We start from the raw sequence: 13,719 nt of genomic DNA on the forward strand, positions 1-13,719 counted from the left end.
ACCATGGTTCCCCTTTCGTCAAGGAGTGGTCTGACCAGGCTCGACCACCGGCGGACGGGCCAAGCGCGGTGGTCTCGACGGGCTCGACCACCGGCCGGTGAGTCAGAGCGCGGCGTCGCCGCGCTCGCCGGTGCGGACCCGGGCGACGTCGTCGACCGGGACGACCCACACCTTGCCGTCGCCGATCTTGCCGGTCTGGGCGGCGCCCACCACCACGTCGACGATGGACGGGGCGTCCTCGTCGGCGACGAGGATCTCGACCCGGACCTTCGGCACGAGGTCGACGGTGTACTCGGCGCCGCGGTAGACCTCGGTGTGGCCCTTCTGCCGGCCGTAGCCGCTGGCCTCCGAGACCGTCATGCCGCGGATCCCGGCGGCCTCCAGGGCCGACTTCACGTCGTCGAGACGGTGGGGCTGGATGATGCCCGTGACGAGCTTGCTCATGCGCGAACCTCCTTGATGATCGAACCCGCCGAGATCGTCTCGTACGCCGACTCGCCGTGCTCGGCGAGGTCGATGCCGCCCACCTCGACCTCCTCGGTGATGCGCCAGCCCATGGTGGCCTTGAGGATCGAGCCGATGATGAGGGTCAGCACGCCCGAGAAGATGATCGCCGCGAGTGCGATGACGAGCTGGATCACGAACTGCTTGCCGCCGCCGCCGAGGAACAGGCCGACGTTGTCGCCCAGCAGGCCGATGCCGATGGTGCCCCAGAAGCCCGAGACCAGGTGGACGCCGACGACGTCGAGCGAGTCGTCGTAGCCGAACCGGTACTTCAGGCCCACGGCGAGCGCCGAGAGCACACCAGCCACGGCGCCCAGGACCAGCGAGGTCACGGGGTTCATGGCGCCGGCGGCCGGGGTGATCGCGACCAGGCCGGCGACGACGCCCGACGCGGCGCCGAGCGAGGTGGCGTGGCCGTCACGGATGCGCTCGGTCGCCAGCCAGCCGAGCATCGCGGCGCACGTCGCGGCGGTCGTGTTGACCCAGGCCAGGCCCGCGGTCGCGTCAGCGGCGAAGGCCGAGCCCGCGTTGAACCCGAACCAGCCGAACCACAGCAGGGCGGCGCCCAGCATCACGAAGGGCAGGTTGTGCGGGCGCATGGGCTCCTTGCCGAAGCCCTTGCGCTTGCCGATGATCAGCGCCAGCACGAGCGCCGCGACACCGGCGTTGATGTGCACCACGGTGCCGCCCGCGAAGTCGATCGGGGCCACGGTCGCCGCGCCGTCGGTGACGCCGAAGATCTTGGCGGCCAGGCCGTTCTCGGCGCCCGAGAGCAGGCCACCGCCCCAGACCATGTGCGCCATCGGGAAGTAGACCAGCGTGGCCCACGCTCCGGCGAACACCAGCCAGGTGCCGAACCGCGTGCGGTCGGCCAGGGCGCCCGAGATCAGCGCGACCGTGATGATCGCGAACGTGACCTGGAAGGCGACGTCGATCGCCTGCGGGTAGTTGCCCAGCCCCGGCACGGGCGCCCCGTCGACGCTCAGCGTGCCCGACAGGCCGAACTGGTCGAACGGGTTGCCGAAGACGCCGCCGACGTCCGCGCCGTAGGACATCGACCAGCCCCACAGCACGTAGATCACGCCGACGACACCGATGGCCCCGAAGGACATCATCATCATGTTCAGCACGGACTTGCCACGAACCATGCCGCCGTAGAAGAACGCCAGTCCCGGCGTCATCAGGAGCACGAGGGATGCTGACATCAGCATCCACGCGGCATTCCCGGTGTCCCAATCCATCTTGATCCTCCCCTTGCCAGCCGCGGCGGCCGGTCGAGTACAACCGTCGGGGCAGAGCGTTTCGGGGCGGGTCTCGGCGAGTTACAGCGATGTCACAGTGGGGTCGGCGCGGGTAAACGTTACGTTTCCCTCACCCGCTGGCGCGGGCGCGCGTCAGCCGAGGATGCCGTCGACGAACTGCTCCGCGTCGAACGGCGCGAGGTCGTCGGGGCCCTCGCCCAGCCCGACGAGCTTGACGGGCACGCCCAGCGCGCGCTGGACGGCGACGACGATCCCACCCTTGGCTGTCCCGTCGAGCTTGGTCAGCACGATGCCGGTCACGCCCGCGACCTCGCCGAACACACGCGCCTGCTGCATGCCGTTCTGGCCGGTGGTGGCGTCGAGCACGAGCAGCACCTCGGTCAGCGGCGCCTCGCGCGTCACGACGCGCGTGATCTTGCCGAGCTCGTCCATGAGCCCGGCCTTGTTCTGCAGCCGCCCGGCGGTGTCCACCAGCACGACGTCGGCGCCGGTGGCCTTGCCGTGCTTGACGGCGTCGAAGGCGACGGCGGCGGGGTCGGCGCCGTCCCGGTCGGCGCGCACGGTGTGCACGCCCACGCGCGAGCCCCACGTCTGGAGCTGGTCGGCGGCCGCGGCGCGGAAGGTGTCGGCCGCGCCGAGCACCACCGACTTGTCCTCGGCGACCAGCACGCGCGCGAGCTTGCCGACGGTCGTCGTCTTGCCGGTGCCGTTGACCCCGACGACGAGCACGACGCCCGGCGTGCCCGGCTCGGCGCCGTCGGTGCGCACCTCGCGGTCCATGGTGGGGTCGACGAGCGCGATCAGCTCCTCGCGCAGCAGGGCGCGCACTGCGGCCGGGTCGCTCACGCCCTGCACGCGCACGCGCGTGCGCAGCGCGTCGATGAGCTCGCCTGCGGGGCCGGCGCCGACGTCGGCGAGCAGCAGGGTCTCCTCAAGCTCGTCCCAGTCGTCCTCGGTGAGGTGGTCGCGCGAGAGCACCGCCAGCAGGCGGGCGCCGAGCGGCGAGCCCGACCGCGCGAGTCGGTCGCGCAGGCGCACGAACCGGCCGGCGACGGGCTCGGGCCGCTCGACGACGACGGCGGGCGCGCCGTCGCCCTCGTCGCTCGAGCGTGTCGAGACCTCGCCCGCACCCTCGTCGCCGGCACCCTCGTCGGTCGAGCCTGTCGAGACCACGGTGGGCCGCTCGACCCCCTCGACCGGCGGCGGGGGTGGGGTCCCGCGGCGCATCCGCGGTACGAGGAGGGCCGCGACGGCCCCGAGGACCACGACGACGAGCAGGGGGATGAGCCAGGGAAGGACGTCGGTCACGGGCCCCATTCTCCCAGAACCGCCCGGCGTGTCACTGCGTCAGGCGCCCCGCGTCGACGTGTCGCTGGCGCGTGGCCTGCTGACGGGCTCGGGCCAGGACGTCGGTGATCTCCTCGGCGTCCAGATACCCGGGGCCCTCCTGCGCGCCGTCGGCGAAAAAGGCCGCCAGGTCGGTGTCGACAGGCTTGCCGGAGGCGCGGCGAGCGGGATGGCGCAGCCCGGCGCGGAAGCTGCGCCAGAAGCCGCCGAGGCCGCCGTCGGTCGGCGGCTCACCCGGCAGGCGCTCGCCGCGCTCCATGACGCTGGCGAGCAGGAAGACCGCTGTCACGAGTGCCACGGCGACGACCAACCAGACCAGGATCGAGAGCATGCCCCTAGTCTCCCGCACCCCGGCTCCCCGACACCCATGACAAGCCGCGAGAAACCGCCGGATCCTGTGGAGGAATCGCGGTCAGGCCACATCGCCGCCAGGGCCGGCGACACGCGTCAGATCACGTTCGTCCTGGCCCGGCTCGCGCAGCCGCTGCGAGATCACCGTGGTCACGCCGTCGCCGCGCATCGTCACGCCGTACAGCGCGTCGGCGACCTCCATGGTGCGCTTCTGGTGCGTGATGACGATGAGCTGCGAGTGGGTCTGCAACTCGCGGAAGATATCGAGCAGTCGGCCCAGGTTGACGTCGTCGAGCGCGGCCTCGACCTCGTCCATGATGAGGAACGGGCTCGGGCGCGCCTTGAAGATCGAGACGAGGAACGCGACGGCCGTCAGCGACCGCTCCCCTCCCGACAGCAGCGACAGCCGCTTGACCTTCTTGCCGGCCGGCCGGGCCTCGACGTCGATGCCCGTGGTCAGCAGGTCGGACGGGTCGGTCAGGACGAGCCGTCCCTCCCCGCCCGGGAAGAGCGTCGGGAAGACCTGCTCGAACATCGCGGCCGTGTCCCGGTAGGCCTCGGCGAACACCTGCTCGACGCGCTCGTCGATGTCCTCGACGATCTGCAGCAGGTCCTGGCGCGACTTCTTCAGGTCCGCGAGCTGCTCGGTCAGGAACCGGTGCCGCTCCTCGAGCGCGGCGAACTCCTCCAGGGCGAGCGGATTGACGGCGCCGATGCGCGCGAGCGCCCGCTCGGCCTGCTTGAGGCGGCGCTCCTGCTCCTCGCGGACGTAGGGGCGCGCGGCGGCGGAGGTCTCGACAGGCTCGACCGCCGGGGACGGCGCGACCGCCGGGGACGGCGCGACCGCCGGGGAAGGGGCGACCGCCGGGGACGGGGCGACCGCCGGGGACGGGGCGCCTTCGGGCGGCGGGTCGAGGACCGGGACCATGCGGTGCGGCCCGTACTCCTCGACCAGTTGCTGGGGGTCGACCCCGAGCTCGTCGGTCGCGCGCTCCTCCAGCTGCGCCAGGCGGGCGAGCTGCTGGGCGCGCGCCACCTCGTCGCGGTGGGCGACGTCGGTCAGGTCACGCAGCTCGCCGGCCAGCCGGTCGACGTCGGCCCGCACGCCCTCGAGCCGGCTCGCGTGGGCCGTCAGCTCCTCCTGTGCGGCCTCACGCTCCTGCGCGGCCCGCTCGACGGACCTGGCGAGCGCCGCGAGGGCGACCGCCGCGTCGTCGCGCACCTGTGCGGCGACGCGCGAGCGCGCGGCCCGCTCACGGGCGCGGACGGCGGCCTGCTCGCGCGCCGCGCGCTCGGTCGCCGCGGCCCGCGCCAGCCCCTGTGCCCGCCCGGCCACGGCCCGCGCGCGCTCCTCGCTGGTCCGCAGCGCCAGGCGCGCCTCGGTCTCGCCCGTGCGCGCGGCGCTGGCCTCGGCCTGCGCGTGGGCGCGCGCGGCGTCCGCCGCCCCGATCGCCGCCTCGGACTGCGCCGGCTCGGCCTCAGCGAGCTCCAGGCGACGCGCGAGGTCGGCCAACTCTCCCTCGTCGGCCACCCGGCGTGCGGTGGCCTGCGCGAGGGTCGCCCGGTGCCGCTCGGCCTCGGCGCGCGCCGCGCGCTGGGCCGCGCCCAGCGTGCCGAGCTGCTCGGCGACGGCGGCCAGCGCCGCGTCCGACTCGTGCAGCCGCTCGAGCGTCTCGTCGTAGCGTCGTCTGGCCGCGGTGGCCGCCTCGCGCGCGGCCACCAGCGCGAACCGCGCGCGCTCGCCCCGCGCCGTGGCGTCGTCGGCCCGGGCGCGCGCCTCGTCGAGGGCGGCCTGTAGGTGCAGCACGCTCGGCGCGGCCGCCGAGCCGCCCACGGCGCGCACGCCGCCGAGCAGGTCGCCGGCTCGTGTCACGGCGGTCAGCTGCGGGTCGGCGGCGACGAGGGCGCGCGCCTGGGCCAGGTCCTCGACGACGACGACGTCCGCCAGCAGCGCCCGCAGCGCCCCGCCCGCGGGGGCCGCCGCATCGACGACGTCGATCGCCCACCGCCCGCCGAGCGGCGCCGCCGCGGTGGTCGACGGGGGCGCAGGCCTGGACCCCACGACGAGCGCGGCACGGCCGGCGTCGTCGTCGCGCAGCAGGCGCAGCGCGTCGACCGCGGCGTCCAGGTCGGCGACGGCGACGGCGTCGGCGAGCGGGCCGAGCGCGGCGGCCACGGCGTCCTCGTACCCCGCCTCGACGCCCAGGAGCGCGGCGACCGACCCGAGCACTCCGGGGGCGTCGGTGGCCAGCAGCGCGCCGGCGCCGTCCTTGCGGTCGAGGCTCAACGCCAGCGCCTCGACGCGCGCCGACCACGTCGCGCGGTCCTTGTCGGCCTCGGCCGCCTCGGCGTCCAGGTCGGCGAGGGCGGCCTGTGCCCGCTCGACCGCCTCGGCGGCCGCCTCGTGCTCGGCGTCCAGGCCCTCCTCGCCCGCTTCGACGCCCACGACCTGCGTCTCCAGCGCCGCGAACCGGCGGGTGGCCTCCCGCTCACGGCGCTCGGCCTCCTCCAGTGCTCCCCGCACGCGCTCCAGTTCGGCGTCGGCGGCCTCGACGCGGCTGCGGCGCGCGGCGACCTGCCCCGCCAATCGCGCCAGGCCCTCGCGCCGGTCGGCCGCGCCACGGTGCAGGGCGGCCAGCTCCCTCTCGGCCGCGGCTGCGGCGTCCTCGGCGCCGGACCGCCGCTCGACGGCGGCCGCGAGCGCCGTCCGCGCCAGCTCGACCTCGTGGGCGAGCTCCGCCTCGGACGCGCGGGCGCGCTCGGCCTGCGCGTCGAGCTCGCTCGGGTCCTGGCCGCGCGGCTCGGGCTCGGCCACACCCAGCAGCCGCACGCGCTCGTCGGCGAGCGTCTGTGTGCCGCGCAGGCGCTCGCGCAGCGCGACGAGCGCGTGGTAGGTGTCACCGGCGCGCGCGGCCGACGCCGTCGCGCCCGCCGCGGCGACCTCCAGGCGGGCGAGCTCGGCGCGCGCCTGGTCCAGGGCGGCCTCGGTCGCGGCCTGGCGCTCGCGCACGGCCGCCTCGTCGGCGCGCTCTGCCTCCAGTTGCGCGACCAGTTGCGCGAGGTCGTCGGCGAGCAGGCGCGCCTTGGCGTCGCGCAGGTCGGCCTGGACGGTGCGGGCTTTGCGGGCGGCCTCGGCCTGCCGCCCGAGCGGGCCGAGCTGGCGGCGCAACTCGGCCGTCAGGTCGCCCAGGCGCGCGAGGTTCCCGGCCATCTGGTCGAGTTTGCGCAGCGCCTTCTCCTTGCGCTTGCGGTGTTTGAGGACGCCCGCGGCCTCCTCGACGAACCCGCGCCGCTCTTCGGGCGACGCACGCAGCACGGCGTCGAGCTGCCCCTGGCCGACCACGACGTGCATCTCGCGGCCGATGCCGGAGTCCGACAACAGCTCTTGGATGTCGAGCAGGCGGCAGCCGGCGCCGTTGATCGCGTACTCCGAGCCGCCGCTGCGAAACAGCGTGCGCGAGATCGTGACCTCGGTGTAGTCGATCGGCAGCGCGCCGTCGGTGTTGTCGATCGTGAGCGAGACCTCGGCGCGGCCCAGCGGCGGACGCCCCGCTGTGCCGGCGAAGATGACGTCGTCCATCTTGCCGCCGCGCAGCGACTTGGCGCCCTGCTCCCCCATGACCCAGGCCAGGGCGTCGACGACGTTCGACTTGCCCGACCCGTTGGGCCCGACGACGCACGTGATGCCAGGCTCGAAGCTCAAGGTCGTCGCGGACGCGAACGACTTGAACCCCCGCAGCGTGAGCGTCTTGAGGTGCACCGCACCACCGTAACGGGGCGGGCGGCCGATCCCGGGGACGATCCGCAGGGACGTCCCAGATCGGCCGCCCGCGCGGGCACCGCAGGTCAGCGGATGTAGGTGCGCTTGACCTTGGCCATCGTCAGCTCGAGCGCGAAGGCGAAGACGAACACCAGGAGGATCGCCACACCCGCGACGCCGAACTGGCGCCCGCGCACCGCCTCGTTGATCACGCCGCCGACGCCGCCGGCGCCGACCATGCCGAGGATCGCCGAGCCCATGAAGTTCATCTCGAACCGCATGCCGATCCACGCGACCATGTGGCTGCGCGAGGCGGGCAGCATCGCGCTGAGGAACACCTGGACGCGGCCCGCGCCGGTGGCCTGCAGCGCCTCGATGGTCTCATCGGGGACGTCCTCGTAGCCCTGGACGAACACGCGCACGAAGAACGCCGTCGAGCTCAGGGTCAGTCCGATGATGCCGGGCGTGACGCCCAGGCCGAACGGCGCGATCGCCATCATGACCAGCACGGGGTTGGGGATGGTGCGGATCAGCGTCGCGACCGACGTGATGAGCGCGGGGCCGACGGGGTTGCGCACGAGGTTGCGGGTCGCGAACGGCGCGATGAGCAGCGCGAGGATCGCCGAGTAGACGGTCGAGAGCACCGCGATGCCCATCGTGTCGAGGAACGACGTCCAGGTGCGGTCCCAGGCGCTGAAGTCGAGTGAGGCCAGTTCGAACAGCGTGCGGCTCAGGTGCGGGAAGTCGGTGAGCAGACGCCCCCAGGACGCGTCGCGGATCGGCCAGAACGCGGCCAGCGACAGCGCGAGCGCGCACAGCAGGAACAGGTTGACCTCGCGGTCGCGTCCCCGCTGGGTGACGGCGATGCGCCCGCGGCGCACCACCAGGGCGCTCTCGCTCCGGTCGGCCGCCGACCGCGCCGCCGACGGGTTGAGCAGCTTGGTGCGCAGGTAGGAGGTGAGCAGGTCGACGGCGATGACGAGCACCGCGAGGATGAGGATCGTGCCCATCGCGCGCGGGCGCCACCGGGCCAGGCCCAGCTCGCCGTTGAGGAGCATCCCGACGCCGCCGCCGCCGAGCATGCCGACGATCGTCGCGCCGCGGATGGAGACCTCGATGCAGTACAGGAACCAGGCGATGAAGTCCTTGGTGAACGAGGGGACGATCGACTGCATGACGCGCTGCGGGAAGCTCGCCCCGACGGCGGCGAGCGTCTCGGTCGTGTCGGCCGACACCTCGTCCATCGACTCGATGAAGGCGCGCGTGAGGAACCCGAAGGTGCCCAGCGTCAGGGCGGCGAACCCGACGTGGAACCCGAAGCCCATGGCCGTGAACAGGATGACGGCCCACACCAGGTCGGGGATGTTGCGCACAAGCGTCGCGAAGCCGCGCACGATGGGCGCCGCCCACGGGAGCGGCGACACGGCGCGGCAGCCGATCAGCGCCGCCAGGAAGGCGAGCGCCGAGGCGACGAGGGTCGAGGTCAGCGCGAGCGCGACCGTCTCGACCAGCGCCCGCGCCAGCAGGCCCCCGTTGTTGACGGTCGGCGGGAGGTAGTCGGCGGCGACGAACCCGAGCGCGCTGGGCATGCCCGCGAGCGCCGCCAAGGGGTTGAAGCCGGTGATCCAGGTCGTCAGCGCCGTCGCGCCGACGATGACGGCGAGGGCGGCCGTGAAGAACCGGCGCTCCTGCCCCGAGACGAGGGGGATGCGGGCCGCGGGCGCCTGCGGCCGGGCGAGGGTGTCAGCGCTCACCGCGAAGCTCCTCGCCGATCATCAGCTCGCCGACCGGGGTGTCGTAGATGCGCTCGATGGTCTCGGCGGTGAGGTCCGCGGGCGGGCCGTCGAACACGATCTCGCCCTTGTGCATGCCGATGATGCGCGTCGCGTAGCGCAGCGCGACGTCGATCTGGTGCAGGTTGACGATCGCGGTGATGTTCCGCGAGGTGGCCATCTGGAAGATCATGTCCATGATGACCTTGGACACCGAGGGGTCGAGCGACGCGATCGGCTCGTCGCACAGCAGGACCGAGGGGTCCTGGATGATGGCGCGGGCGATGCCGACGCGCTGCTTCTGACCGCCGGAGAGCTCAGCGGCGCGGTTGTACATGTGCTCGCCGAGCTCGATCTCGCGCAGCAGGTCGACGGCGGTCTGCTTGTCGGCCTCGGTGTAGCGGCCGAACATGCCGGCGAGGGTTCCCATGTGGCCGAGGCGACCGTGCAGCACGTTCTGGAGCACCGTCAGGCGCCCGACGAGGTTCGCGTGCTGGAACACCATGGCCACACGGCGGCGCACGGCCCGCAGCCGCGCCCCGCCCGCCTTGGTCAGGCTCTCGCCGTCGACCAGGACGGCGCCCGAGGTGACGTCGACGAGCCGGTTGAGCGAGCGCATGAGCGTCGACTTCCCGGAGCCCGAGGGGCCGATGACGACGACGAACTCGCCGCGCCGCACGTCGAAGGAGACGTCGCGCAGCGCCTTGGTGCCGTTCGTATAGGTCTTCGAGACGCCCTGCACGGACAGGACCACCTCGGCGCCCGGGGGCGTGGTCGTCTCGAGGGGCTTCGGGCTCACGATCGTGTCGGCCATGGCCAGTCTTCCTTGGGGTGGGAGGGTCCGGGTGCGCCGGGGGCGCGCAGGTCAGCCGTGGCGGCGGGGCCCGGCGTCAGGCCCCGCCGCTCGCGTGCGGGAAGGTCAGCCGAGCATCTCGTCGATGACGAACAGGTCGGCGAACTCGCCGATCTCGGTGTCGAAGAACCGCGCCGAGCGGTTGCCCCACATGCCGTAGAAGTAGTCCTCGTTGTCGAAGCCCACGAGGAAGTCGCGCAGCACCTCGATGAGGTCGGCGTCCAGCGAGGACGAGGCGACCATGGTCGCGCCCATGACGGGCTCGGAGCGGTGGATCACGCGCAGGTAGTCCTCCGACAGGCCCAGGCGCTCGAGCTCGACGGCGGTCTGGCGGTGGGCGATGCCACCGGCGACCGCGTCACCCTGGATGACGGCCTGCGCGACGTTCGGGTGGCCGCCGGCGAAGACGACGGTCGAGAAGACGTCGCCGTGCAGGATGTCGTCGAAGTCGAGGTCCCGCTCGGGGAAGGCCTCCATGATCCCGATCGCGGGCAGCAGCGTGCCCGTGGTCGAGATGTGGTCGACGAAGGCGATCGACGGCGCGTCGAGGGCCATGAGGTCGGCGATGGTGTGGATGCCGGAGTCGGCGCGCACGATGATGTCGGAGTGCAGCGGGCCCTCCTCCTGCTGCATGGCGACGAGCGGGAAGGAGTCGGCGACCTGGTAGGCCTGGACGACGCCCATCGCGCCCACGATCGCCATGTCGACGTGGCCGTGGCGCATGGCCTCGACCAGGGCGGACATGTCGGCGACGTGGTACTCGGAGACCTCCAGGCCGGTGGCTGCGGCGAGGTCGGTGGCCAGGCCCTGCCGGGCCGCGGCGAAGTGCGGCGTCTCGTCCTGGGGCAGGTAGCCGATGCGGAGCGACTGGGCGCCGGACGGGGTGTCGGCTGCGGTCGCGCCGCCGGTGCAGCCGGCGAGCATGGCGACGGCTGCGGTCGCGGCGGTGGCCGCGACGGCGGCACGGGCGAGGCGAGTGAGCTTCACAGTGTCTCTGCTTTCTGCGGGGCGCGCGGGTGCGCGCGTCGACCGGGAGGTGGCGCAGGGTGGGCGCCACCCAGGTGGATGCGGGGGTGGATGCGGGGGTGGATACGGGGATGGGCGCCGGGTGGACGCGGGCGAGCGGCGGGCGCGACGGCCCGGCGGGCGCGGTGCGGTCTCGGCCCCGGGCTCAGTGCAGCAGCGCGGCGCGCAGCGCCTCGCGCTTGGCGTCGTCGAGGCCCAGCGCCGTGCGCAGGTAGCCGTCGACGGATCCGAACCGGGCGCGCATCTCGTCGAACGCGGCGTCGAGGTAGGAGCGCTTGGCGACCCAGAACGAGCGCATCACGGCGGCCTCGGTGGGGTCGGCGATCTCGCCGACGATCCGCTCGACGTGCTCGGCGAGGTGCTCGTTGGTCTCGAGGTAGTCCTCGTAGATGGTGTGCTCGTCGACGCCGAGCGCGACCAGCAGGATGACCGCGGCCATGCCGGTGCGGTCCTTGCCGGCCGTGCAGTGCCACAGCACCGCCTTGTCCTCGGGCGCGCCCAGGACGTGGTCGATGAGCTCGACGTAGGTGCGGGTCGCGAGCTCGCTCGTGACGAACTCGCGGTTCACCTCGAGCATCGGCGGCTCGTCGAGCGTGCCCTGCGCCGCCGCGCGCACGGCCTTGGTGATGTTGTTGTCGTGCCCACCCTGCTCGAAGACCGGCAGGTGCACGTTGCGCACGCCTTCGATGGGCGGCGTCGGGCGCTCGGCGCGCTCGTGCGAGGTGCGCAGGTCGGCGATGACATGGACGCGGTCGGCCAGGTAGGCGCGGTCCGCGGGGGTGACGTCGGTGAGCTCGGCGGCCCGCACGAGGCGGCCGAACTTGATGCGGCGACCGTCCTGGGTGGCGTAGCCACCCAGGTCACGGACGTTGCGGGCGCCCCTGATCGGGAGGGTGCGCGATGGCGTGGTCATGGGGTGTGTTCCTCTTGGCCAGCGTCGCCGGGGTCGGCGACCGAGGGTCGCCGCGGGCGCGACGACCTTCGCCACCGTGTTGCGGTGACGGCGCCAAGGTAGGCGGCTTTGGTGAACGAGAGGCAAACAACGTTCAAGCCGCGCCTAAGAACGGTATAGACCTCGCCATGTCCTGGGCGTTCAGAGACCCGGGAACCAGAGCCCGATCTCACGCGCGGCCGACTCCGGCGAGTCCGAGCCGTGCACGATGTTCTGCATGACGGCGCCGTCCCACGCGCGGCCCAGATCACCGCGGATGGTGCCCGGCGCCGCCGTCGTCGGGTCCGTGGCGCCCGCGAGCGAGCGGAAGCCCTCGATCACGCGGACGCCCTCGGCGACCACCGCGAGCGTGGGACCCGAGAGCATGAACTCCACGAGCGAGCCGAAGAACGGCTTGCCCGCGTGCTCGGCGTAGTGCTGGGTGAGCAGCTCGGGGGTGGCGTGGACGAGCTGGACCGCGGCGAGCCGGTAGCCCTTGGCCTCGATGCGGCGCAGCACCTCTCCGGACAGCCCGCGGCGTACGCCGTCGGGCTTGACCAGAACAAGCGTGCGCTCAGCGGTGGGGGCGGCGGTGTGCGGCGTCGTCGGCGTCGTCTGCGTCATGCCCGAAGGGTAGCGGGACGCCGGCGCGCGCCGGGAGCGCCAAAAGTCCCTTCCGCCCAGACCGACGCCGAGGCGACGCGCGACGGCGTCACACGTTCGGCGCCGTCTCCGGATGCTCGGCGTCGTACGCGCGCCGCTCACGGTCCACGCGGGCGCCGATCCGCAGCGAGGCGGCCCACATGACCACGAACACCGCGGCCACCAGGAACATCATGGGCAGCACGAGTCCGGTCGCGATGACCGGAACCTGCGCGATCGTGCCACCCGCGAGGCCGACCGGCCGCGAGGTGAGCCGCGAGAGCACCAGCAGCAGGACGAACAGGGACCCACCCACGGCCCAGATCGCCGCAGGCTCCGACACGGCGAGCGGGCCCTTCTCGTAGAGGCTGTCGCGCAGGCCGTAGAGGGCGACCGCGGCGAACGCGACGCAGAACGCCTCCAACTGCAGCGTCAGCGCCGTGAACTGCACGAGTGCCGACTTCTTGGGCGCGATGCGGTCGCCGGGGGCGGGCCTGTCCTTGCTGCTCACCCCACCAGGGTATCGGCCGCCCGCCCGGCTCCCGGCCGCCTCACACCTCGCCGAAGCCGCCCTCGATGAGCGCGACGACGGCGTCGAGCGCCGCGCCGGCCCCCGGGCCCCGGGCGACGACGTCGAGCTCGGCGCCGCCCGTCGCGCCGAGCGCGAGGAGCGCGAGCACGCTCGCGCCGTCCGCTCCCCCGACGGTCACGGGCACGCCGAGGTCGGCCACCACCCGTGCGAGCTGGGCGGCGGGGCGGGCGTGCAGCCCGAGCGGGTTGCGCACGGTGACGCGGGCCGAGACGGTCTCGACGGGCTCGACCGGCGGGGTGGGCGGGATCGGCGGGGTGGGCGGGATCGGCGGGGTCGGCGGCTCGGGAGGCGAGGCGAACATCGCCGCCGCCCGGCGTGCGGCGACCTCGACGGCGTCGGCGTCGCCACCCTGCTGCGCCGCGACCGCGGCCGCCACGGCGCCCTCGACGAACGGGGCGTCGGCGAGCCGCACGCGCCCCGACCACTCGTCGCGCAGGTCGAGCGCCGACTCGACGGTCAGCACCGCGGACCCCAGGTCGGCGAGCACCACGACGCCGTCGGCCTGCGCGAGCCCCTGGTCCACGGCGTGCTCGACGACGTCGATCGACGTGCCCAGGCCGCCGTCGACCATGCCGGCGCCGACCAGCAGCGGCACATCCGGCGCCATCTGCGCCGCGAGCTCGACGACCCCGTGCGCGAGCCGCACGGAGTGGGAGACCAGCACCAGGGCGACGCTCAC

Annotated in this window: 12 protein-coding genes; all 12 read right to left on the reverse strand. The window is 73.6% G+C overall.

The window, feature by feature from the left end:
• Nucleotides 1-102 precede the first annotated feature (102 nt).
• Entirely contained in the window at nt 103-444 is a 342-nt protein-coding gene (locus tag EV386_RS08515) for a P-II family nitrogen regulator (RefSeq protein WP_130414082.1), read from the reverse strand.
• Nucleotides 441-1,745, reverse strand: coding sequence for an ammonium transporter (locus EV386_RS08520; RefSeq protein WP_130414084.1), 1,305 nt, complete (start codon nt 1,743-1,745; stop codon nt 441-443). Before EV386_RS08520 ends, EV386_RS08515 begins: the two co-directional genes overlap by 4 nt.
• 153 nt (nt 1,746-1,898) lie before the next feature.
• Nucleotides 1,899-3,074: a signal recognition particle-docking protein FtsY gene (gene ftsY, locus EV386_RS08525; protein ID WP_130414086.1), complete on the reverse strand. Its 1,176-nt coding sequence runs from the start codon at nt 3,072-3,074 to the stop codon at nt 1,899-1,901.
• 31 nt (nt 3,075-3,105) lie between these two features.
• Nucleotides 3,106-3,444 (reverse strand): hypothetical protein, encoded by a 339-nt coding sequence (locus tag EV386_RS08530; protein ID WP_130414088.1) that lies wholly within the window; start codon nt 3,442-3,444, stop codon nt 3,106-3,108.
• Between the two features lie 81 nt (nt 3,445-3,525).
• Nucleotides 3,526-7,224 (reverse strand): chromosome segregation protein SMC, encoded by a 3,699-nt coding sequence (gene smc, locus EV386_RS08535; RefSeq protein WP_130414090.1) that lies wholly within the window; start codon nt 7,222-7,224, stop codon nt 3,526-3,528.
• Nucleotides 7,225-7,310: 86 nt separating this feature from the next.
• Nucleotides 7,311-8,978 carry a PhnE/PtxC family ABC transporter permease gene (locus EV386_RS08540; protein WP_130414092.1) on the reverse strand — a complete coding sequence of 556 codons (1,668 nt, stop codon included), beginning with the start codon at nt 8,976-8,978 and terminating at the stop codon, nt 7,311-7,313.
• Complete coding sequence (gene phnC / locus EV386_RS08545) at nt 8,968-9,810, reverse strand: phosphonate ABC transporter ATP-binding protein (protein ID WP_130414094.1); 843 nt, start codon at nt 9,808-9,810, stop codon at nt 8,968-8,970. The genes EV386_RS08540 and phnC overlap by 11 nt, the downstream gene beginning before the upstream one ends.
• 105 nt (nt 9,811-9,915) lie before the next feature.
• Nucleotides 9,916-10,836 carry a phosphate/phosphite/phosphonate ABC transporter substrate-binding protein gene (gene phnD / locus EV386_RS08550; protein ID WP_130414096.1) on the reverse strand — a complete coding sequence of 307 codons (921 nt, stop codon included), beginning with the start codon at nt 10,834-10,836 and terminating at the stop codon, nt 9,916-9,918.
• A 184-nt stretch (nt 10,837-11,020) separates the two neighbouring features.
• Nucleotides 11,021-11,788, reverse strand: coding sequence for a tyrosine-protein phosphatase (locus EV386_RS08555; protein WP_130414098.1), 768 nt, complete (start codon nt 11,786-11,788; stop codon nt 11,021-11,023).
• A 180-nt stretch (nt 11,789-11,968) separates the two neighbouring features.
• Nucleotides 11,969-12,430: a nucleoside-diphosphate kinase gene (ndk, locus tag EV386_RS08560; RefSeq protein WP_130414100.1), complete on the reverse strand. Its 462-nt coding sequence runs from the start codon at nt 12,428-12,430 to the stop codon at nt 11,969-11,971.
• 88 nt (nt 12,431-12,518) lie between these two features.
• A complete protein-coding gene (locus EV386_RS08565; protein ID WP_130414102.1) occupies nt 12,519-12,959 on the reverse strand; it encodes a DUF4233 domain-containing protein in 441 nt (146 codons plus the stop codon).
• Nucleotides 12,960-12,999: 40 nt separating this feature from the next.
• Nucleotides 13,000-13,719 (reverse strand): dihydroxyacetone kinase phosphoryl donor subunit DhaM, encoded by a 720-nt coding sequence (gene dhaM / locus EV386_RS08570; RefSeq protein WP_130414104.1) that lies wholly within the window; start codon nt 13,717-13,719, stop codon nt 13,000-13,002.

The sequence above is a fragment of the Xylanimonas ulmi genome, from assembly GCF_004216535.1.
GTDB classification, from domain to species: Bacteria; Actinomycetota; Actinomycetes; order Actinomycetales; family Cellulomonadaceae; genus Xylanimonas; species Xylanimonas ulmi.